We start from the raw sequence: 20,648 nt of genomic DNA, 5'->3' as shown, positions 1-20,648 counted from the left end.
GGCCCTCCCGCCGGCTCACCGCGGCGCGCTGCCGGGGCCCTCCGTCCGGACGTTCGCCTGCCAGATCGGCACCGGGACCGGGTCCTTGCCGCAGGATTCCGGCCGGAGCGCTTCGGTCCGGACCCGGGACACCTCGACGAGCCGCTGGGCGGGCCCGTCCCCCACCGGTACGCTCCAGTGGCCCTCCCCCACCGGCCGGGCGTCCCGCACCACGGGACCCGGCAGGCCGAGGTCCCCGGTGAGCGCCCGGTAGGCCTGTTCGGCGGCCTGCTGCGGGCGGAGCAGGCCGCTGCGGCCGCGGTAGTGCCCGGGGTCGGCGAGCGCCACCGGGATCCGGCGCTGGTCGGCGGCCCGCAGCGCCTCGACCACGGTCCGCTCGTCCAGCCGCGCGTACGACACGCCGAACGGCAGCACGGTGGCGGTCGGCGCGAACCGGTGCCCACCCAGGTGTGTCGTCTCCGCCACACGACCCGGGAAGGCCCGTTGCGCGATCTCGGCGAGCGGGCGACCGGTCAGGGCACAACAGCGGTCCCGCTTGCCGTTGGTGCAGACCAGCAGCACCGGTGCGGCGGGCGCCAGCTCCGGCAGGACGGCCACCAGCCGCTCGGGCGTCGGGTCGGCCAGGGCCTCGAACGGCAGGTCGAGCAGCCGGTCCGGCCCGGTGACCACGCCGCGGACGAGCCACGGCTCGGCGACCGGGCCGCCGGCCACCAGCACCTGGCGCAGGCCGGTGGGCCGGTCAGGATGGGCGCCCGGCCGGCGCATCAGGGCGAACCGGCCGCCGACCGCCGCGACCGCGGCGTCCAGCCGAGCACCGAGGTCCGGGTCGAGCCGGGACTGGGTGGCCGCCCTGGCACCCCAGGGACCGTCCTGCTCGAGCACCAGCCAGCAGGTCGCCTCGGCGGCCGTACCGACGGCCGGCTCCCCGGCTCCCCGGGAGAGCACCGAGCAGAGATCAGCGGATCCGGGCCGGTGCTGCGGGATGGTCTGCGTCATGGCACTCCTCCGGGTCAGGTCGCTCAGGAGCTGCGGCTCAGGAACGGGCGGTGGCGGGCTCCATCAGGGAGCGGACCGCCGCGACGATCGCGTCATCGGCCGGCAGCCACGGCACGCTGTCGAGCTCGTCTGCGGCGAGCCAGCGCAACCGGTCGTGGGCGGGGCCGGGACGGACGTCCGTACGTGCGGGGACCGCCAACCAGACGCGGATCCGCCAGCCCTCCACGATCGGCCAGGCGCCGTCGGACAGTGGCCCACGGACCTCCGACCCGACGGTGATCGGCAGGGCCAGTTCCTCGGCCAGCTCGCGGTGCAGCGCGGCGAGCGGAGCCTCACCCGGCTCGACCTTGCCACCGGGGAACTCCCAGTCGCCGGCATGGGTCGTCGCATGGCGGCGGGCGGCCAGCAGTCGGGTCGGGCGGTCGAGATCGTCCACCAGAGCAGCGCCGACGACGAGATGCCGGTCGCGAGGGAAGCTCATGTGCCCACTCTCTCATGGCACCGGTCGGGCCGGGCCGCGGGCCGGTCAGGGACAGGCATCGATCTTCCCGCTCAGCTGCCGGTTGCTGATCACGGTCGACATGCCGGCCGGGCGGCGGGGACACACCGTCGCGAGGCCGCCCCGGTACTCGATGTTGAAGACTGCCTTCCCGCCGGCCAGGAAGTTCGTGTACAGGTTGCACTCGCGGTGGGCCACGCACTCCTCGTTCACGGCGAAGTCGACGTCGCCGGCCAGCTCGTCGAGCTGGTCACCGTCGTTCTTCAGCCCGATGGCCAGGCCCCGCGCGTGCGCCTCCCGGGCCAGGGCCCGCTGGTAGGCGATCTGGTCGGCGGCACTGATCGGGAAGCCGGTCCGCTGCGTCCAGCCGTCGGTGTTGTCGGGATCGATGGCGACGAAGCCCTTGGCCTTGCACACGTCCATCCGGGCGGTCATGATCGGCAGCAGGGTGTCGATCCGGCGGATGTCGAGCCAGCGTTCGCCCGGCCACCCGTCGAGATCCTCCCCCAGCACCTCGGCCGGGAAGCTGTCCCGGTCCGGACGGAAGTCCTCGAACGCGCCGGTGTTCAGGTAGCAGATCGAGGCGACTCCCCGCTCCCGCAGTCCCTGCACGTCGGTCGCCCCGGTGTGCTCCCAGTCGAGGTTGTAGACGTCGACCTGACGGGTGAAATCGACCTTGCCGGTGTACTGGATGTGGAACGTCGCCCCCACCTGCGGCGCCCACCACGGCCCGGCGGCGCTGCTGGTCCGGACCGTCGGCACGCCGGAGGGCGGTGCCGTCGGTGCCGCGTCCGGCCGTGGGCCGCAGCCGACCAGCACCGGCCAGGCGAGCAGCGTGACGAGAAGGGGTGCCCACTTCACCGGTCCCACTGGTCCTCCTGGAGGGTGCGCCACGGATTCGGAAGTCGTCCGGCGGTGGTCCAGCACAGGCCGGCCCCGGCAGCCTCGGCCAGCGCGTGCGCCGCAGGCTGTTGCTCGGGTGGACAGGCGTGGACGAGGTGCCACACCCGGGCGGGTGGGACCCCGGCGGGAGGGACGGGCCGGCTGCGGTACTGCGGCCAGGCCTCCTCGACGACGCAGGTGACGTCCGCGCGGTGCAGCAGGTCGGCCGGGGCCGGGCAGCCAGGATTCACCACCACCGCGACGGCACCGGCGGCCCGCAACCGGTCGATCACCCCGAGGCGCCACCGGCCGCTGGCCCGGGGCGGGACCCGGTCCAGCATCACCGCGCTGATCGCATACCGGTCCTGCCAGGCGGCCAGGTCGGCCAGGATCGCGTCGGCGCTGCGTCGTCCGTACGCCACGTCGACGTACCCGAGCAGGGGCGTCGCGACCCCGGTGAGCGCCTCCCGGTAGCAGCCGTCCGTCGCGGGGCCGGGGCCGTCGGACACGTTGACCACGGCGAACGCGAGGCCGGCGCGGCCCGCACGGAGGCGCTCCCAGGCGGCCGGCGCCTCGAGCGGGTGGACGTACCACGGCGCAGCGGCCCGCAGGCGCGTCCGGCCACGGGTCCTCGACGGCTCGGTCAGGTCGACGTACGTGCTCATCGATCGCTCCTCATCGGTCCACCGGCCTCATCGGTCCACCGGCCCCATCGGTTCACCAGGCATGTCGGGTTCACCAGGCCTGGGGCCGGGACAGCCGATGCGTCACGATGATCGCCGCCAGGGTGACCATCGCCGCGGTCGCCAGCTCGAAGGGGGCCGACTGCCAGGCATCCTCGGTGGGCAGGCGGTAGGTCAGCGCCACGATCCCCACGGTGCAGACCACGACCGTGTAGAACATCGCCCCGAACGCAGACCCGGTCCGCAGCAAGGCGTTGATCGTGGCGACGATCGCTGCCGTGCCGACGGCGGCGGTGAGGACCAACGGCTCGTCCAGGTAGATCCGGTACGGGTCGGCCAGGACGACCAGGGCGACCCCGAGCGCCACGGCGCAGAGCGTGGCCAGCAGCGGCGGACCGGCGGAGGCCGCCAGGCTGCGCCCGAAGATCCAGCTGGTGAATCGTCCACCGACCCAGCCACCCCCCATCCGGGCCAGCGCGAACAGTGGATCGGCCAGCACGCCCGCGGCGAGCCCGGCCAGCGCGACGGCGGCGAAGGCGCCCGGACCGACCCGCAGGAAGACCGCCAACAGCAGGGCGAGGTGGGCGGCCGTCTGGATCGCCGCCATCACCACCGCCGCCGTCGTGCCCCGGACGATCCCCGGGCGGGCGTCGCGCATCGCCGCCCCGGCCACCGAGCCGGCCGACACCGCGGCGAGCGTGGTGGCGGCCCCGGCCACCGCCAGCGTCTGCCAGGCCTCGCCGAAGAGCCACGCCAGTGCACACAGCCCACCGGCGAGGCCGGTCCAGGCGACCAGCGACCACCCGGGGCGCAGGGTCACCAGCAACGGCGCGCTGGACGCCCACAGGACCCAGATCAGCACCGTGGGCTGCCCCACGGCGATCCACATCCCGACCCCGACCAGCACCATCAGACCCGCGACCACCATCGCGCCGCGGACCGCCTCACCGCGTGACCCGCGACCCAGGCCGTGCCACAGCGCGGCACTGACCACCTGGGCGGTCATCCACCCGATGGCCGCCACGGCGAACACCACCACCTCGGTGGAGCGCCGCGGCATCGTCGACGCACAGATCACCACCCCGGCCAGCATCACGATCGCCCGGCCGAGCGCGGCGGTCAGCAGGTGCCCGCGAGGCTCGACCCGGGTCTGCCGGTCGAGCGGGCCGGAGCGCGCCCGGTCGGCGATCAGTTCCCGCGCCCACTCGCTCGCCGAGGAGTGGCCTGCGGCGCGGGCGGCGGCGTCGGAGAAGCCGGATGCCTCCAGCCTCGCCGTCACGTCCCACAGATCGACCCCGATCCGCGCCGCGTCCTCCGGCACCGGTCGGCGCCCGGCCCCGGAGCGTTCTGCGGCCCCCTCGGCCGGCGCTGCTCCCGTGTCCACCGTCATCAGCCTTTCCTCCCGACCGTCATCAGGCCCGCCGCTCGACCGCCAGGGCGTCCTGCCCGGTGGCGGCCGGGCGGCCGGGTGGCCCCGCGGCGGCACCGACCGGCACACCGGACCTGGCGACCGCAGCGGACCGGCGGCCCCGTGCTGCGGCCATCGTCGGGACCGGCCCTGCCGCGTCGCGGACGGTCAGATAGGCCTGCTGGTACCGCTGGGTGAACAGGTCCAGGTTGAACATCGCCAGCGCCCGCTGCCGGGCCCGCCGGCCCATCTCCCGGCGCGCGTCGTCGTCGGTGAGCAACTCGGCCAGTGCCGTGGCCAGCGCCTCCGGGTCCCGCGGTGGGACCAGGGCGCCGCAGACACCGTCATCGCCGACCACCTCGGCGACACCGCCGACATCGGTGTTGACCGTGGCGCGGCCGGCCATCATCGCCTCGATGACCGTGTAGGGCAGCCCCTCGGAGATGCTCGACAGGGCGACCACGTGCCCCGCCTCGAGGGCGGGGAGCGCAGAGCTGACGGCACCCTCGAAGCTGATCACCTCGGTCAGGCCGAGGCCGGCCACCTGCCCGGTGAGCTCGTCGCGGTAGGCCTCGTTGCCCTCCGGGGTCGGGCCGAACACCCGCAGGCGTACGTCCGGCACCTGTCGGCGGACGATGTCGACCGCGGAGACCAGGGTGGCCAGGTCCTTCAACGGGTCGATCCGGCCGACGAACGAGATGGTGGGCACCGCCGGCTCGGTGTCGATCGGCCGGAACAGATCGGTCTCGACGCCGTTGTGGATCGTCTCGATCTTGTCCGGGTCGGCCCCCAGGAGCCGCTCCCAGCGCTGGTTGAAGTCGCTCACCGGGGTGATCCGGATCGCCTCCTGGTAGGCCAGCTGGCTGAGTACACGCAGGAAGGCGCCGACCGCCCGGCGGGCCGGCCAGCCGAGGTCCGTACGGGTCATCGCCAGGTAGCGTTCGCGCAGGTAGATGCCGTGCTCGGTCAGCAGGATCGGGGTGCCGGCCGACCACCAGCGTCCGAGCGCCAGCAGTGCGCTGGGCCCGTTGGCACCCACGTGGCTCACGTCGACATCGGGGAACCGGACGTCCGCCAGGGCCAGCACCCGGTCGACGTGGGCACTGGCCCGGACCGCGTCGGCGAGCGTCAGCGGCGGCAGCGTCGGGCGGACCCGGCGCTGGGCCCGCCAGGCGGCCAGCAACGCGCGGACGGAGCCTTCGGTGGCGAGCAGCCGGGACAGCCGGGGACCGTGCCAGGCGGTGAGCTCACGGGCCGCCCGGCCGAATCGTTCGACGTCCGAATCGCGGTCCTCGGCGGCCGGTAGGGCGGCGGACCAGATCTCGCCCAGCAGGTCCTCGAGGGCCCGGCGCCGTCGCGCCACCAGGGCCGGACGGGTCCGCCCCCACATCGGCACCAGGGTGATGTCGGTGACGTTGTCAGGGGTACGGACGACGACCTGCTCGTCGGAGCCGATGATTGTCACCGGGACGAAGGTGTGCTCGGGCAGGCCGCCGATGAGCAGCTCACACCACCGGGTGACGCCGCCCGTCGTGACCGGATAGGTGCCTTCGGTGAAAAGGCCGATACGCATCGGGTCATCCCTCCTTCGGCCAGTGGGTGGCGCCGGGGAACCCCTGCGCCGCCGCGGTCTGGAAATCTGCGGATGCACCGGGGGCCAACTCGACCCAGCCGGAGCGTTGGTCGGCGTACGCCTCGCCGTACGGGCCGGTGACGGATTCGTGGGAGACCAGCTCGGCGCCGTCGGGGAGGGTGAGCGGGACCCGGACGGCGAGGTCGCCGTTGTTGGTCAGCCGGACCCGCCGGCCCGACACCGAGGCGCTCACCTCCGCCCGGTCGTCCTTCCAGTTCTGGCGGTCGAGGAGGGCCTGGCCGGCCTCGGTCATCGAGGGATTGACGAGCGGGACGGAGTCGGCGTACGTCTCGGCCCGGCGTCGCAGCGCCTCCTCGAGGATCGGGTAGAGCAACCGTTCGGAGGTCAGGTTGCTCTGGTGCACGAAGTGCGGTCGGGGATCGTCGCCGGTCATGTGCTGGTAGATCTTGTCCGCCTCCATCGGCAGGATCGTCCTGGTGAAGCCATGGTCGAGGTCCAGCGGTGCGACGCACTCCTGCCCACTGGTCCGGCACTGGCCGGAGCCCCCGTCCGCCGCGGAGTCGTTCTTCCAGTTGTAGAGCGAGACGACCTGGCGGGCCGTGGGCGTGTCGTAGTCGAGGTCGATCGGGCTGCGGGGCAGCGTGGTGGCCGAGCCGATCCGGCGCGGGGTGGTCTCGTCCGAGGCGTCGGCGGCGACCCAGGCGATCCCGGCACGGGTCAGCACCCCGGCCAGCGCCGGGTTGTCCTCGGGCTGCTGGGGCGGCTTGCGCAGCCCCGAATGCTCGCCGGTGACCAGCTCCGCCGGCGAGTAGTGCTGCAGACCCATCTTCGCCATGAAGCGTTGGTTGGTGACGATCTCGCGGGAGAGGGTGTCGGCCGGGACCCAGTCGATCCGGCCATCGGTCTCGACGCACTTCCAGTCGTCGGGGAGCAGGATCTGCTGGCAGCCGAGGAAGGCGTGGGTGAAGGTGTGGTTGATCCACCGCAGCTCCCCGGTGCGGGCGACCAATCGGTCCGTCAACGGGTCAGCGCCGCCATGGCTCTGGGCGTACTGGGCCGCCCCGGCGCCGTTCAGCACCAGGTCGATCTTGATCCCGTGCTCGCGCTGCCAGGCGACCAGGACGTCGACGTCGTCGGGCACCATGCGTACGGTGGCGCCCGGACCCGAGGTGGAAATCTGGGCCGGACAATTCCGACCGATCTCGCATTTTCCCTCCACGCTCCATTGCGTATCGGGCAGTAGGACGTCATCGGCGTGGACCGAGAACCAGCTGCGGAAATGTGACAACGAAACGTCGCGGGTGACCCAGCGCAGCACCCCGTGACTCAGCACCCGCTGGTCCTCGTCACCGGAATTGCCGTTGAAGGAGAAGAGCATCCGTTCACGTCCGTCGCGGACCTCGGTGCGGATCAGGGTGCCCGGCGACCGGGTGCCCGGGATCGGCGTGGTCAGCAGCGGGGTGGACCGGACACCCTTGGCGACGCTGGGATGACGGACGAGTGCCGCCTCGGTGTCGTCGTGTCCCGGGTCGATCCGTACGGTGCCGCGCAGGTAGGAGAAGGCTCCCGCGGTGGCCTCACCGGTGAGCGTGGCGGTGGCGCCGTCGATCGGGCCGCGGTAGAGGTCGGCCACCGGTACGTCGCGGGAGATGTCGTCGGTGGTGGCGGTCTCCACCAGTCGGACGCCGAACGCGGACTGGTAGTCGCGCAGCAGCTGCTGCTCGCTCGCCGTCAGCAGCGTGGAGCTTGCCTGTGGAGCGATGATCGCGGAGAACTGCCCGTGTGCCCCCGAGCTGTCCTGGCCGGCCAGCAGCGCCGGGGTGACCGGGGTGCGGTCACCGGCCGTCAGGTCGATCCGGGTGTACGGCATCCCCTCGGTGCGCAGCTCGGACCGCAGGGCCTGTGCCCAGGACGTGTTGTCGTCGAGCAGGAGCACCCGCAGAGCCACGTCGGAGCTGCCGGCCGGTTCCGCCGGTCCCTGCGGTGACAGTGCCAGTTGGGCGGGTCCGGCCGGCGGTGCCGGACCACTGGCGCTCCCGCTCGAGCAGCCGCCGGCCACCAGCGCGACTGCGAGGACGACCATGCTCCATCGCCTCCGGCGCTCCCTCGGATGCGAGGGTCGCACCGGCGACGGCCGCATCGGCAAACGTCGCATCTGCAAACGTTGCGGCGGTCGAGGGTGCCATCGATTTGTCGGTGCTGATTGACGATTTCCGGACAGACGTAATGCGAACACTTCCCCATCCCCCCTAACAGACAGGGAATCCGGAATGTTGCGGGGTGTCAAGACTTGATTTCCGGGCCGATGTCGTTCTCCACCGGTGCAGCGGGGCACAGCAAGAATCCCCGGACACCGTAGTAGTAGGTGTCCGGGGACCGGTCGAGCGGGTCGGGGACCTCTCGTCAGAGGTTGATCATGTGACCGCCGATGCCCTCGGCCGCCTCCTTGATCGCCTCGGACAGGGTCGGGTGGGCGTGGACCGTACGGCCGATCTCCTCGGCGGTCAGATCCCAGGTCTGGGCGAGGACGAGCTCGGGGAGCAGCTCGGTGACCTCCGGGCCGATCATGTGGGCACCGAGGATCTCGCCGTACGTGGCGTCGGCGACGATCTTGACGAAGCCGACCCCCTCGTTGAGGCCGTTCGCCTTGGCGTTGGCGGAGAACGGGAACTTCGCCACCTTGACGTTGTAGCCGAGCTCCTTGGCCTTCTCCTCGGTGTAGCCGAAGGCGGCGATCTGGGGCTGGCAGTACGTGGCGTGCGGGATCATGTCGTAGTTGATCGGCATGGTCTCGGCACCGGCGATGGTCTCGGCGGCGACCACGCCCATCGCCTCGGCGGTGTGGGCGAGCATCAGCTTGGCGGTGACGTCACCGATGGCGTAGACGCCGGGGACGTTGGTGCGCATGTAGTCGTCGATCTCGATGGCGCCACGCTGGGTGAGCGCCACCCCGGTGTTCTCCAGGCCGTAGCCCTGGGTGCGGGGGGCGAAGCCGAAGGCGGACAGCATCTTGTCCGCCTCGAGGACCTGCTGCTCGCCGCCGGCGGACGGCTCGACGGTGATCCGGACCCCGGCGCCGGTGTCCTCCACGTTCTTGACCGCGGTGCTCGTGAGGACCCTGATGCCGAGCTTCTTGTACGCCTTGAGCAGCTCCTTGCTGAGCTCGGCGTCCTCGACCGGGATCATCCGGTCCAGGTACTCCACGATGGTGACGTCGACACCGTAGGCGTTGAGGACATAGGCGAACTCGGTGCCGATGGCGCCGGCGCCGCCGATGATGATCTTCTGCGGCAGCGTGTCCGAGAGGATCAGCTCCTCGTACGTCAGGACGTTGGCCGAGCGCTGCATGCCGGGCAGCATGCGGGTGACCGAGCCGGCGGCGATGATCACGTTCTCGGCGGTGACGGTCTCGACGGTGCCGTCGTCCTTGGTCACCTCGATCGTCCGGGCGTCCTTGAAGGTGCCCCAGCCGTTGAGCTCCTGGATCTTGTTCTTCTTCATCAGGAAGTGGACACCGCCCACCGACCGGTCCGACACCTTGCGCGACCGGGTGAAGGCCTTGGCGTAGTCCAGCCGCACCTCGCCGTCGATGCTGAACCCGAAGGTGTCACGCTCGTGGGTGAAGATGTGGGCGAGCTCGGCATTGCGCAGCAGGGACTTGGTGGGGATGCAGCCCACGTTGAGGCAGACCCCGCCCCACCACTGCTTCTCGACAACGGCGGTCTTCAGGCCCAGCTGGGCGGCGCGGATCGCCGCCACGTACCCACCGGGCCCGGCGCCCAGGACAACGACGTCAAAGTGTGCGGTCATGGCCTCAACCTTAACCAGCGACGCCCCCTCCTGTCGTCGCGACGACGTGGACGGACCCCGGTCAGTGCACCTGGCGGAACACCCGGCTCCGGAGGGTGTCCGGGGACCGTGGGTTAGGCTGGCCCGGTGACTTCTAGCTCCACCGCCTTGCAGATCGGCAGGATGATCCGCGACGCCCGCGAGCAGCGGGGCCTGTCCGTGGCCGACCTCGCCGCCAAGCTGAACACCGAATGCTCCTCCCTCGAAGAGGTGGAGAGCGGAGCGGTGGACGTGTCGATCGACCTCGTCACCCGGATCGCGGCGGCCCTGGAGGCGGGCCCCGGTGCGGAAGCGACCGAGGCCGCCCCGCAGCCGATGCACCCGACCCGACCGACGCCGATGCACCTCACCATCGAGGGCGGCCGGCAGCTGAGCGGAGCGATCGACGTACGCTCCTCGAAGAACGCGGCGGTCGCGCTGCTGTGCGCCTCGCTGCTCAACCGCGGCCGCACCGTCCTGCGCAAGATCGCCAAGATCGAGGAGGTCAACCGGATCTGCGAGGTGCTGATCAGCATCGGCTACCGGATCTCCTGGATCAACGACACCGACCTCGAGCTGATCCGCCCCGCGGAGCTCGACCTCGACTCGATGGACGTCGCCGCCGCCCGCCGGACCCGCTCCATCATCATGTTCTTCGCGCCGCTGATGCACTTCTACACCGACTTCCGGGTGCCGTACGCCGGCGGCTGTGATCTGGGTGCGCGCACCATCGAGCCGCACCTGCAGGTGCTGCGCCACTTCGGTCTCGATGTGCTCGCCACCGAGGGCTTCTATCGCTGCACCGCCGGTGACGTGCACGCCCCGGAGCGGGCCGTGGTGCTGACCGAGCGCGGCGACACCGTCACCGAGAACGCCCTGATGGCCGCGGCCATGGTCCCCGGCCCGGTGACCATCCGCAACGCCTCACCGAACTACATGGTCCAGGATCTCTGCTTCTTCCTGCAGAAGCTGGGCGTACGGATCGACGGCGTCGGCACCACCACTCTGGTCGTCCGCGGCGTCACCGAGATCAACGCCGACGTGGAGTACTTCCCCTCGGAGGACCCGATTGAGGCGATGAGCCTGATCACCGCCGCGATCGTGACGAAGTCCGAGCTGACCATCCAGCGCGCCCCGATCGAGTTCCTCGAGATCGAGCTGGCGATCCTGGAGGAGATGGGCCTCGACTTCACCGTCACCGACGAGTACATGGCCGACAACGGCCGCACCCGACTGGTCGACATCACTGTCCGGCCCTCGACGCTCAAGGCGCCGATGGACAAGATCCACCCGATGCCCTTCCCGGGCCTCAACATCGACAACCTGCCGTTCTTCGCCGTGATCGCGGCCGAGGCCCAGGGGCAGACGCTGATCCACGACTGGGTGTACGAGAACCGGGCGATCCACCTGCTCGACCTGGCCAAGATCGGCGGCAACATCCAGCTGCTCGACCCGCACCGGCTGATCGTCAACGGGCCGACGAAGTGGCGCGGCCGCGAGGTGACCTGTCCCCCGGCGCTGCGGCCGGGCGTCTGCCTGTTGCTGGCGATGCTCGGTGCCAAGGGCGAGTCGGTGCTGCGCGACGTGTACGTGATCAACCGCGGTTACGAGGACCTGCCGAACCGGCTGAACGCACTCGGTGCCAACGTCCGGGTGACCACCGGCTAGACCCGGACGTACGTCCCCGCACCACTGCTCCCGGTCGCATGCTGTCGCGGGGAACGGACCCGCCGGCCGATGCGGCAGCATGGAGCCCATGACCTCGATCCTGTCCATCCAGTCCTCCGTCGCCTACGGCCACGCCGGCAACAGTGCTGCCGCCTTCCCGTTGATGCGGATGGGCATCGAGGTCCTTCCGGTGCTCACCGTCCACTTCTCCAACCACACCGGGTACGGCGCCTGGCGCGGCCCGTTGCTCGATCCGGCCGACGTCCTCGAGGTGGTCCGGGGCATCGACGACCGGGGCGCCCTGGCCGGCTGCGACGCGCTGCTGTCCGGCTACCTGGGCAACGGCGACACCGGTGGGACGGTGCTGGCGGCGGCGGAGCTGCTGCGGGAGCGCAACCCGGAGGCGATCTGGTGCTGCGACCCGGTGATGGGCGACGTCGGGCGAGGGTTCTTCGTCCGCGACGATGTGCCGCCGATGTTCCGTGACCGGGTGGTGCCGATGGCCCAGGTGCTGACGCCCAACCACTTCGAGCTGGATCACCTGGTCGGCCGCCGGACGCAGTCGCTCGAGGAGATCCTCGAGGCCACCGATGAGCTGCGCTCCCGGGGCCCGCGCACCGTGCTGGTCACCTCGGTGGTGAGCGCCGACACCGACCCGGCGACGGTGCAGCTGCTCGCGGTCGATGACGCCGGCGCGCATCTGGTCACCACCCCGAAGCTGGAGGCCTACTTCGTCGGGTCCGGTGACGTCACCTCGGCGCTCTTCCTGGCCCACCTGCTCGCCACCGGCTCGGCCCGCACCGCGGTGGAGAACACCGCTGCGTCGATGTTCGGCCTGCTGGCCCGTACCCTGGAGCTCGGCCGCCGGGAGCTGGCGCTGGTCGCGGGGCAGGAGGAGTTCGTCGCCCCGACCCGGACCTTCACCGCCGAGCGGGTCCGCTGACCGGGGCGCGGCGTCACCCGTTGGTCACCTGCCTCTGCTGGGATGGCGCCATGTCCGTCTCCGATCTCCCGTTCTTCTCTCCGCCGTTCCTCGCCCTGGCACACCGCGGGGGCTCCATGTACGCCCCGAACGTCGGCCGGGAGAACAGCCTGTACGCCTTCGGCCGGGCCGTCGCCCTCGGCTACACCCACATCGAGACCGACGTGCACGCCACCCGGGACGGGGTCCTGGTGGCCTTCCACGACGACCGCCTCGACCGGGTGACGGACCGCACCGGGGTGATCGCCGAGCTCGACCACACCGAGGTCGCCCGGGCCCGGATCGGCGGGACGGAGCCCGTCCCGACCCTCGACGAGGTGTTCGAGGCGTTCCCGGACACCTTCTTCAACATCGATCTCAAGGCGGACGGCACGGTGGCACCGCTGCTCGAGGTGCTCAACCGGCACCGGGCCCAGCGGCGGGTGAACGTCGCCTCGTTCTCCGCCGCCAGGCTGCATGAGTTCCGTCGGCTGGCCGGCGCCCAGGTCTCCACCTCGGTCAGCCCGGCCGGGATCGCCTGGACCCGGCTGGTCCCGGTGCTCCCCCGCCTGCTGTCGGCCGACGGCAACGTGCTGCAGGTGCCGCACTGGACGAAGCTGCCGTCCGCGGTGGCCTCCCTGCCCGCCGGACTGCGGGCGCTGGCCGGGCCGGACATCCGTGGCGACGAGGGCCGGGTGGTCACTGCGGGGTTCGTGGCGGCCGCCCATGCGGCGGGCAAGAAGGTGCACGTGTGGACGGTCGACGACCCGGTGCAGATGACCGAGCTCATCGATCTGGGTGTCGACGGACTGGTCAGCGATCGGATCGACGTCCTCAAGGACGTCCTGGTGGAGCGGGGACTCTGGTATGGCCGGGACTGAGATGGGGATCGTGGGTGCGGGGCGCCCTCGGCCCCACCGCTTCGGGCGGCGCGCCCGGATCTGGTCGTGGGTGTCGTACGACTGGGGCTCGTCGGCCTTCCACTCGGTGATCGTCACCTTCGTCTTCGCGACCTACCTCACCGGGACGGTGGCCGCCCGGGACGGTGCGGTCAGCGGGGCGACCGCGCTGAGCATCTCCACCGCCATCGCCGGGGCGGTGATCGCCGTCACCGCCCCGATCATGGGCCAGCAGGCCGACGGCGGCGGTCGGCGCCGTAGCCTCGCGCTGTGGACCGCGGTCGTCATCGCCGCGACGGCGGCCATGTACGCCATCCGCCCGGCACCCGCCTACCTGGTCGGTGGCCTGGTGCTGCTGGGCGTCGGCACGGTGGCGGCCGAGTTCAGCAACGTGTCGTACTACGCGATGCTGAAGCAGGTCTCCGAGGACGACGACATGGGCCGGGTGTCCGGCCTGGGCTGGGCGATGGGCTACACCGGCAGCATCTTCCTGCTGCTGGTGGCCTACTTCGGCATCATCGCCGAGGGCAACTGGTTCGGGGTGCCCTCGACCGATGGCCTGGGTGTCCGGATCGTCTGCCTGGTCGTCGCCGCGTGGTACCTCGTCTTCGCCGTCCCGGTGTTCATCGCGGTGCCCGATCCGGAGGTGCCTGACCCGGCCGGCGGGGCACGGCGGGGCCGTACGGGTCCGGTGGCCGCGTACCGCCGGCTCGTCGGTGACGTCCGCGAGCTGTGGCGCGACGACCCGGACGCGGTCCGGTTCCTGGTCGCCTCGGCGATCTACCGGGACGGGCTGGCCGCGGTGTTCACCTTCGGGGCCGTGCTCGCCGTCAGCGTCTACGGGATGGCGCCCAGCGCCGTGCTGATCTTCGGCGTGGCGGCCAACATCGTCGCCGCCGCCGGGGCCGGCGCCGGGGGTCTGCTGGAGGACCGGTACGGCGCCCGCCCGGTGATCCTCGGCTCCATCATCGGCCTGATCGGCGCGGCGACGACGCTGCTGTTCGTCCACAGCCTGGGGCTGTTCTGGGTGTTCGGACTCGCGCTGTGCCTGTTCGTCGGGCCGGCCCAGTCCTCGTCGCGCTCGATGATGGCGCGGATGGCGCCGCTGGAACGCCAGGGCCAGATGTTCGGCCTCTACACCACCTCGGGACGTGCGGTGTCCTTCCTCTCCCCCGCCCTGTTCGGACTGTTCGCCGGGCTCACCCACCAGGACCGCTGGGGTATCGTGGCGATCGTCCTGATCCTCGTCGCCGGGGCGCTCCTGCTGCTGCAGGTCCCGGCGGCCCAGGGAAGGTCGGGCGCGGTCTTGGCCCGGACGGCTACTCTGGACGTCGACCGGTAGGCCGGCCGGGAACAGTCCGGGTCGCGCCGGCGTTGACCGGTCGACCAGCAATCCTAGGAGGTAGCAGATGGCTGATCGTTCTCTGCGAGGTTCCGGTCTCGGATCCAAGAGTTTCGAGGACGAGGTGGGTGTGGATTTCGCACCGCGCCAGGAAGTGGGCTTCGACTGCCCCCAGGGACACCATTTCGAGATGACCTTCGCCGAGGAGGCCGATCTGCCGACGGTGTGGGAGTGTCCGCGCTGCGGCCAGGAGGCGAAGCGGTCGGACGGCGTCGAGCCCGAGGTGAAGGAGGGCAAGCCGCCGCGCACCCACTGGGACATGCTGCTGGAACGTCGTTCGCTGGCCGATCTGGAGGAGCTCCTCTCGGAGCGTCTCGAGGAGGTCCGGACGAGCGGTGCCATCAGCACCGACGAGTACATGCGCCGGACGACGCCACCGTCGAAGAAGCGCCGCTGATCCGATCGGCCCGCCCGGCCGGGCGGACCCATCGGTCGGTCGGGCTCCTCGATCGGCATCAGCACCAGGACGCATCAGGGCCCCCGGACCGTCGCGGTCCGGGGGCCCTGATGCGTCCGGCGATCCGGTCGGTGCCCGGCGATCCGGTCGGCGGTAGCCGAGAGGCTGTCGGCGAGGCCCGGCCGGTGGACTTCAGGCTGCAGGATTCAGCCGGTCCGGGTTCAGGCTGCAGGGCTCAGACGGTGGGGGTGACGCCCCGGTGGCCCTTGCCGGTCAGCCGGCGCAGCTGGGCGCCGCGACGCTTCAGACCCCAGGCCGTGGTGCGGGCGAGCGACTCGAAGAAGATGCTCTTGTCCAGCTTGGACTCGCCGAACCGGCGCTCCTCGAACGTGATCGGCACCTCGACGACGGAGTGGCCCGCCTCGATCGTGTTGATCGTCATGTCGGTCTGGAAGAAGTAGCCGGCCGCGGCGATGTTGTCCAGGCCGATGTCCCGCAGCGTCTGGGCCCGGAAGACGTTGTAGCCGCCGGTGATGTCCCTGACCCGGACACCCAGCAGGATCCGGGTGTAGAGGTTGCCCGCCCGCGACAGGTACTCACGCGACTTCGGCCAGTTGATGACCGACCCACCCGGCACCCAGCGCGATCCCTTGACCATGTCGGCGTGATCCAGCGCCTCCAGCAGCCGCGGCAGTTCCTCGGGCCGGTGCGAGCCGTCGGCGTCCATCTCCACCAGCACGTCGAAGCCCTGCTCGAGCCCCCACCGGAACGCCGCGACGTACGCCGCGGCGAGCCCCTCCTTGCCCTGGCGGTGCAGCACATGGATCCGGCTGTCCGCACCCGCCAGACGATCGGCGATGTCGCCGGTGCCGTCCGGGGAGTTGTCGTCCACCACGAGCACCTCGGCCGACGGGACGGCGGAGCGCAGCCGGCCGACGATCGATTCGATGTTCTGGGCCTCGTTGTAGGTGGGGATGCAGACCAGGACCCGACGGTCCGACCCCTCCGGGGTCTTCTGGACGGTCAGGGTCCGGGTGGTGGGTTCAGTCATTGTCGTGTGTCATTCCTCGCTGTGGTCGGGTGTCCCTCGCCGTGGGCCGGGCGTCATTCCTCGCTGTGGTCCGCCGGGGCCTGGGAACGGCTTCGCAGGTCCGCGGCGCGCTTCTCGATCTGCTCGCGAGCGTCCCGGGTCCACCGCAGCCAGGTCTCCTGGAGATCCTTCAGCCCCGCCTTCGGGTCCCGCTCCGGACGGTCGGGGACATCGGCGACCTGGGTGCCCCACGGCGTGGGGGGCTCCGGCAGTGGGTTCGCCACGACCACCGTCGCCGTCGCCCGGGCGACCACGAGGGGCTGCTCGAGGACGTACGAGGCGGTGGGGGCCAGCCTCGGGTTGCTGTCGAGGCGCTGGGCCTCGCGGCAGATCACCCGGGCCTCCATGCCCAGCTCCCGGCTCGTGCTGCCCACCCCCACGACGAACGCCTCGACCTCCAGCACGTCGCCCGCGTAGATCGGGGCGAGGAAGTCGATCTCGTCGTACGCCACGATGGCACCCTCATCGGAGTCGGTGCGGATGCACACCTCGGTGGCCGCATCGGACAGCAGCGACATCGTGTACGAATGATCGACCTGGCTGCCCGAGTAATGGGTGTGGTTGTGGCCGACGTACCGACGATGCGTGACGGTGAGGCCGATGCGGGGATCGCTCATGGCTACACGATAACCGGTCACCACCCGCGGCTTCGGCTCGGCTCTCCGGGAGGCCGCTCCGGGGTGCGGGCAGGGCTCTGCCTCGGGTGCCGAGGGTTGCCCGCAGCAGTGGCGGGCGCCCCGACGGGGCGGCAGGATGAGCCCATGGTCACGCCGCAGCTGCTCGTCGTCGACACCTCCTACCTGTTCTTCCGCGCCTTCCACGGAGTCCCCTCGAGGCTGCGTGGTCCGGCCGGGGAGCCGGTCAACGCCCTGCGCGGAACCCTGGACGCCCTCACCCGGCTGCTGGAGGAACGACGTCCCACGCATCTGGCCTGTGCCTGGGACCAGGACTGGCGACCGCAGTGGCGGGTCGATCTGCTGGCCTCGTACAAGGCCCATCGCGTCGCCGCGGACGGGCACTCCGAGGAGATCCCGGCGGACCTGGTGGTGCAGATCCCGGTGATCCACCGGCTGCTGACCGCGCTGGGTCTGCCGGTGCTCGGCGCCGCCGGCGCGGAGGCGGACGACGTGATCGGCACCCTGGCGGCGCTCTTCGCCGGTGTCGGCGCGGTGACGGTGGCGAGCGGGGACCGCGACTTCACCCAGCTCGTCGACGACGCCGCCGGGGTCGGGCTGCTCACCCCGGTGGGCCGGACCCCCGGGTGGCGGGAGATCCACGAGGCGCAGACCCGCGAGACGTACGGCGTCGGACCGGCCTCGTACGTGGAGCTGGCCAGCCTGCGAGGTGACAGCTCGGACGGCATCCCCGGCGTCCCCGGGATCGGTGACAGGACGGCCGCGCGGCTGCTGGACCGCTACGGCGACCTCGCGGGCGTCCGGCGGGCGGCAGCCGACGGGGCGGTCGAGAAGGGCGGCCTCACCGCACGCCAGGCCGAGGCGATCCGGGCCGGGGCGGACTATCTGGACATCGCCCCGCAGGTGATCAGGATCCGACGCGACCTGCCGCTCGGGGTCGGCCCCGACGACCTGCTGCTCCCCCGCGCGGTGGCGGACCGGGCCGGCTGGGACGGGTTGGTCGACACGTACGGCCTCGGCTCCCCCGCCACCCGCCTGCTGCAGGCCCTCGGCCTGTGAGACCGCCCGGTCGAGAAGTGTGGGACCGCCCCGTCGAGCAACCGTCGAAGAAGGACATGCCATGAGTCACCCCGCCGCCGGACCCGTCGCCATCACCCGGATCGCGACCCGCTACGCCAGGCCCGGACGCGAGCACGAGTACGAGGATCTGGTCCGGGAGATGTTCACCTTGATGCGGCAGAAGCCGGGCTTTCTCGGCGCCGACCTGATCCCGCCGGAGCGGTCCGGCGATCCCTACCATGTCGTCGTCCGCTACCACGACGACGCGGGCTTCGCGGCCTGGGACACCAGCCCGGAGCGGGCCGACGTCCTCGGCCGGATGCATGCCGTCGCCGAGGGCGAGCCCGTGCACCGCCGTCTCACCGGGCTCGAGGCCTGGTTCGAGCCGGCCGTGGTCCCGGCCTCGATGAACCCACCGAAGCACCGGATGGCCTTCGTGACCTGGGTGGGGATCTGGCCGACGGCGACCTTCTTCATCTGGCTGCTGAGCACGCTGCCGCTGCTGCCGGGCGGCCTCCCGCTGCTGGCGCCGGTGCCGTTCCTGGTCCGGACCGCCGTGATCACGATCTGCATCACCGCGGCCATGACCTACCTGGTGATGCCGCGCGTGCTGACACCGTTGTTCAAGGGTTGGCTGGTCGCGGGCGCCCGGAAGGCCGCCGCGAAGCAGCAGGGCGAGGCGCGGCCGGACGGTGGACAGGCCGACGGCGGGCCGACCGTCGGGCCCTAGGCCCTCGGACCGCATCAGGTCCTCGAGAGGGGCGGTCATCGAGCGGGCCGGGCGCCGTCGCTCGGTCCAGGAGTGGGACGGATGTCCGGGACCACCGGGTCGCAGCACCGGGAAGGGGACCCGTAGAAGCGGAGACGGTGGTGAGCTCCCGGGCGGAACCCGGAGCTCACCACCATCGACGGGGCTGGTCGAACCGGCTCAGGACACCTCTGCCGAGGCACCCCGTACCTGTCCGCCCGGACCCTCTTTCCGCCGATCTCCTTGCGGGGATCGCCCCCCGAGCACGCCAGACTCTACGGGCCCGGATCCCCGGTGAACAGCCTCAGGGGCGAAAACCCCCCGAACGGGGGGCATGGGGCGGTCCTCTGTCCGGTGCGATGACACCATCTGCCCGACGGGGATGCGGGCGACCACGGTCCACTGCCCGTCATCGGCACCGGCGTGGAAGAACCCGCCCAGCCGGATGGCCCGGGCCTCCATGTTCGACAGGCCGTGGTGCCCGCCCGGCCCCGGCGGGCCGTCGAGTGGTGATCCATCCGCGCCCATGGTGTTGGAGACCTCCATCGCCACCGCCTCCGCGGTGACCCGGACCTTCAGGCCCACCCGGGCCGACCGGGGTGAATGGCGCAGGATGTTCGTCGTGCACTCCTGGAGGATCCGGATGCACTCGATCTGGATCGAGGGTGACAGCTCCGGGGCCGCTGCCGCATCGTCGACGAGACTGACCCTGCGGCCACTGCTGCGCAGCACATCGACCAGATCCGACAGCTCCTTGTCGAGATCGATCGAGGTCGTGGTCCGGTCGAGCGGCAAACGGTTCTCCAGCACATCGACGATGTGGTGCATGGCCACGATGGCCTCATCCAGAGCCGTCCGCACGGCCGACAGGTCTGCCGCGAGGTCCGCGGTGGTCGTCGACGGTGCGGTCGCCTGACGCGCCGTGTCGGCCGCATCGGGCGCGGTCAGTCTCTGCACCTGGAGCGCCGCACGCGTGAGGGCGTGGCCGATCGAGTCGTGGATGTCCTGGGCCAGGAGCAGCAGCTCCTGTTCGTACGATTGCTGCTCCAGTTCCCGGACGCGCGCCAGCTGGTGGGCATGATGGTCGCGCTGGGAGAAGTATCGCCGGGCGAAGATCCCGACCGACGTCGCCAGGAAGACGACAACGAGCATGAGGGCGAGGAACTGGACCCTGTGCGCCGGGGCGAACACGAGGGCCGTGGCCGTCGTCCACGCCACCGCCCACCCCCAGGCGACCGCCAGCCACCTGCGGCTGCCCAGCGCGGTGAGCGTCAGCAGACCGGCCAGGACCAGCACCGGGATCCGCTCGTAGTCCGTCCAGTAGAAGCTCAGCGCGATGGACGGCACCGTGGACAGCAGGAACCATCCGGGTGCCCACACCGCGATGAGGAACGACGCGTACGCGAACACCCACAGGCTGATGACCTCGAGAGGTGACCTGCCGCTGAGGCCGCCGGCGGTGAAGAACACCAATCCGGTGTCGGCGATGAGGACCGCGGCGATCAGCGCGGTCATGATGATCTGGAGCTTCCGGTCGGCGCGGCGCAGCCCCCAGCCGGGCATCGGGCTCGTGTGCATGGTCTCCGATCAGGATCAGGTGCCGTCCAGGGACATCAGGTGCGGTCCAGGACATCAGGCGTCGACTGTGGACACAGCCACGGAAAGAGCTGGCACAGGTCCGGCGGGACCTCTCCCGGACCTGCGGTCGCCACCACCGATGGCGACCCGGATGCCCCTCCCGGTGGTGTCGGCGACACCACCGGCTGCCCGGCGGCCGGCCAGCCGATGTTCATCCACACGGCACAGCAGGCGACCACGACCAACTTCATGACTGCTTCCCCCCGGGTCAGATCATAAATGAGCCACAGAGCCGGCCCCGACGCTCCACGGCGGCTGGTG

18 protein-coding genes are annotated in these 20,648 nt (G+C 71.3%); 7 read left to right on the top strand and 11 right to left on the bottom strand.

Going from position 1 to position 20,648, the window contains the following annotated elements; genetic code table 11:
- Window positions 1-15: 15 nt before the first annotated feature.
- The 8 genes from VB059_RS05775 to lpdA form a co-directional block, all read right to left on the bottom strand.
- On the bottom strand, window positions 16-996 hold the full coding sequence (locus tag VB059_RS05775) for a sucrase ferredoxin (protein WP_323421073.1): 981 nt from the start codon (window positions 994-996) through the stop codon (window positions 16-18).
- A gap of 37 nt (window positions 997-1,033) precedes the next feature.
- Entirely contained in the window at window positions 1,034-1,477 is a 444-nt protein-coding gene (locus tag VB059_RS05770; protein WP_323421072.1) for a (deoxy)nucleoside triphosphate pyrophosphohydrolase, read from the bottom strand.
- Between the two features lie 45 nt (window positions 1,478-1,522).
- Window positions 1,523-2,356, bottom strand: coding sequence for an endo alpha-1,4 polygalactosaminidase (locus VB059_RS05765; RefSeq protein WP_323421071.1), 834 nt, complete (start codon window positions 2,354-2,356; stop codon window positions 1,523-1,525).
- Window positions 2,353-3,042, bottom strand: a complete 690-nt coding sequence (locus VB059_RS05760; protein ID WP_323421070.1) for a spherulation-specific family 4 protein — start codon at window positions 3,040-3,042, stop codon at window positions 2,353-2,355. Before VB059_RS05760 ends, VB059_RS05765 begins: the two co-directional genes overlap by 4 nt.
- 70 nt (window positions 3,043-3,112) lie before the next feature.
- Window positions 3,113-4,450, bottom strand: coding sequence for a hypothetical protein (locus tag VB059_RS05755; RefSeq protein ID WP_323421069.1), 1,338 nt, complete (start codon window positions 4,448-4,450; stop codon window positions 3,113-3,115).
- Between the two features lie 22 nt (window positions 4,451-4,472).
- Complete coding sequence (pelF, locus tag VB059_RS05750) at window positions 4,473-6,041, bottom strand: GT4 family glycosyltransferase PelF (protein WP_323421068.1); 1,569 nt, start codon at window positions 6,039-6,041, stop codon at window positions 4,473-4,475.
- 4 nt (window positions 6,042-6,045) lie between these two features.
- Window positions 6,046-8,145 (bottom strand): hypothetical protein, encoded by a 2,100-nt coding sequence (locus VB059_RS05745; protein ID WP_323421067.1) that lies wholly within the window; start codon window positions 8,143-8,145, stop codon window positions 6,046-6,048.
- 320 nt (window positions 8,146-8,465) lie between these two features.
- Window positions 8,466-9,872, bottom strand: a complete 1,407-nt coding sequence (gene lpdA / locus VB059_RS05740; protein ID WP_323421066.1) for a dihydrolipoyl dehydrogenase — start codon at window positions 9,870-9,872, stop codon at window positions 8,466-8,468.
- Between the two features lie 162 nt (window positions 9,873-10,034).
- On the opposite strand from lpdA, the gene VB059_RS05735 reads away from it, so the two are divergent.
- From VB059_RS05735 to VB059_RS05715, 5 genes are all read left to right on the top strand, one after another.
- A complete protein-coding gene (locus VB059_RS05735; protein WP_323421081.1) occupies window positions 10,035-11,558 on the top strand; it encodes a UDP-N-acetylglucosamine 1-carboxyvinyltransferase in 1,524 nt (507 codons plus the stop codon).
- A gap of 88 nt (window positions 11,559-11,646) precedes the next feature.
- Window positions 11,647-12,501 carry a pyridoxal kinase PdxY gene (gene pdxY / locus VB059_RS05730; RefSeq protein WP_323421065.1) on the top strand — a complete coding sequence of 285 codons (855 nt, stop codon included), beginning with the start codon at window positions 11,647-11,649 and terminating at the stop codon, window positions 12,499-12,501.
- Window positions 12,502-12,551: 50 nt separating this feature from the next.
- Entirely contained in the window at window positions 12,552-13,400 is an 849-nt protein-coding gene (locus tag VB059_RS05725; RefSeq protein WP_323421064.1) for a glycerophosphodiester phosphodiesterase family protein, read from the top strand.
- The gene (locus VB059_RS05720) at window positions 13,387-14,760 is read left to right on the top strand and encodes an MFS transporter (protein WP_323421063.1); all 1,374 of its coding nucleotides are present in this window, start codon (window positions 13,387-13,389) and stop codon (window positions 14,758-14,760) included. Before VB059_RS05725 ends, VB059_RS05720 begins: the two co-directional genes overlap by 14 nt.
- A gap of 67 nt (window positions 14,761-14,827) precedes the next feature.
- Entirely contained in the window at window positions 14,828-15,217 is a 390-nt protein-coding gene (locus VB059_RS05715; protein ID WP_323421062.1) for an RNA polymerase-binding protein RbpA, read from the top strand.
- Window positions 15,218-15,452: 235 nt separating this feature from the next.
- Here the strand turns inward: VB059_RS05715 and VB059_RS05710 are convergent, their stop codons facing one another.
- Together VB059_RS05710 and VB059_RS05705 are read right to left on the bottom strand one after the other, a co-directional pair.
- The gene (locus VB059_RS05710) at window positions 15,453-16,268 is read right to left on the bottom strand and encodes a polyprenol monophosphomannose synthase (RefSeq protein ID WP_323421061.1); all 816 of its coding nucleotides are present in this window, start codon (window positions 16,266-16,268) and stop codon (window positions 15,453-15,455) included.
- A gap of 53 nt (window positions 16,269-16,321) precedes the next feature.
- Entirely contained in the window at window positions 16,322-16,924 is a 603-nt protein-coding gene (locus VB059_RS05705) for a hotdog domain-containing protein (protein ID WP_323421060.1), read from the bottom strand.
- 144 nt (window positions 16,925-17,068) lie between these two features.
- On the opposite strand from VB059_RS05705, the gene VB059_RS05700 reads away from it, so the two are divergent.
- A complete protein-coding gene (locus VB059_RS05700) occupies window positions 17,069-18,001 on the top strand; it encodes a 5'-3' exonuclease (RefSeq protein WP_323421059.1) in 933 nt (310 codons plus the stop codon).
- A gap of 61 nt (window positions 18,002-18,062) precedes the next feature.
- On the top strand, window positions 18,063-18,731 hold the full coding sequence (locus VB059_RS05695; RefSeq protein ID WP_323421058.1) for an antibiotic biosynthesis monooxygenase: 669 nt from the start codon (window positions 18,063-18,065) through the stop codon (window positions 18,729-18,731).
- 198 nt (window positions 18,732-18,929) lie between these two features.
- Here VB059_RS05695 and VB059_RS05690 read toward each other — a convergent pair whose 3' ends face one another.
- Window positions 18,930-20,327, bottom strand: a complete 1,398-nt coding sequence (locus VB059_RS05690; RefSeq protein WP_323421057.1) for a hypothetical protein — start codon at window positions 20,325-20,327, stop codon at window positions 18,930-18,932.
- Window positions 20,328-20,648: the final 321 nt, after the last annotated feature.

The sequence above is a fragment of the Raineyella sp. genome, from assembly GCF_034933565.1.
GTDB lineage: Bacteria > Actinomycetota > Actinomycetes > Propionibacteriales > Propionibacteriaceae > Raineyella.
This window is presented reverse-complemented; position numbering and strand designations above follow the sequence as displayed.

What these genes read in the sequence shown, in the direction of transcription:
- VB059_RS05775 (WP_323421073.1), bottom strand. Translation starts at nt 996, where the DNA reads ATGACGCAGACCATCCCGCAGCACCGGCCCGGATCCGCTGATCTCTGC.
- VB059_RS05770 (WP_323421072.1), bottom strand. Translation starts at nt 1,477, where the DNA reads ATGAGCTTCCCTCGCGACCGGCATCTCGTCGTCGGCGCTGCTCTGGTG.
- VB059_RS05760 (WP_323421070.1), bottom strand. Translation starts at nt 3,042, where the DNA reads ATGAGCACGTACGTCGACCTGACCGAGCCGTCGAGGACCCGTGGCCGG.
- VB059_RS05755 (WP_323421069.1), bottom strand. Translation starts at nt 4,450, where the DNA reads ATGACGGTGGACACGGGAGCAGCGCCGGCCGAGGGGGCCGCAGAACGC.
- pelF (WP_323421068.1), bottom strand. Translation starts at nt 6,041, where the DNA reads ATGCGTATCGGCCTTTTCACCGAAGGCACCTATCCGGTCACGACGGGC.
- VB059_RS05745 (WP_323421067.1), bottom strand. Translation starts at nt 8,145, where the DNA reads ATGGTCGTCCTCGCAGTCGCGCTGGTGGCCGGCGGCTGCTCGAGCGGG.
- lpdA (WP_323421066.1), bottom strand. Translation starts at nt 9,872, where the DNA reads ATGACCGCACACTTTGACGTCGTTGTCCTGGGCGCCGGGCCCGGTGGG.
- VB059_RS05735 (WP_323421081.1), top strand. Translation starts at nt 10,035, where the DNA reads ATGATCCGCGACGCCCGCGAGCAGCGGGGCCTGTCCGTGGCCGACCTC.
- pdxY (WP_323421065.1), top strand. Translation starts at nt 11,647, where the DNA reads ATGACCTCGATCCTGTCCATCCAGTCCTCCGTCGCCTACGGCCACGCC.
- VB059_RS05725 (WP_323421064.1), top strand. Translation starts at nt 12,552, where the DNA reads ATGTCCGTCTCCGATCTCCCGTTCTTCTCTCCGCCGTTCCTCGCCCTG.
- VB059_RS05720 (WP_323421063.1), top strand. Translation starts at nt 13,387, where the DNA reads ATGGCCGGGACTGAGATGGGGATCGTGGGTGCGGGGCGCCCTCGGCCC.
- VB059_RS05715 (WP_323421062.1), top strand. Translation starts at nt 14,828, where the DNA reads ATGGCTGATCGTTCTCTGCGAGGTTCCGGTCTCGGATCCAAGAGTTTC.
- VB059_RS05710 (WP_323421061.1), bottom strand. Translation starts at nt 16,268, where the DNA reads ATGACTGAACCCACCACCCGGACCCTGACCGTCCAGAAGACCCCGGAG.
- VB059_RS05705 (WP_323421060.1), bottom strand. Translation starts at nt 16,924, where the DNA reads ATGAGCGATCCCCGCATCGGCCTCACCGTCACGCATCGTCGGTACGTC.
- VB059_RS05700 (WP_323421059.1), top strand. Translation starts at nt 17,069, where the DNA reads ATGGTCACGCCGCAGCTGCTCGTCGTCGACACCTCCTACCTGTTCTTC.
- VB059_RS05695 (WP_323421058.1), top strand. Translation starts at nt 18,063, where the DNA reads ATGAGTCACCCCGCCGCCGGACCCGTCGCCATCACCCGGATCGCGACC.
- VB059_RS05690 (WP_323421057.1), bottom strand. Translation starts at nt 20,327, where the DNA reads ATGCACACGAGCCCGATGCCCGGCTGGGGGCTGCGCCGCGCCGACCGG.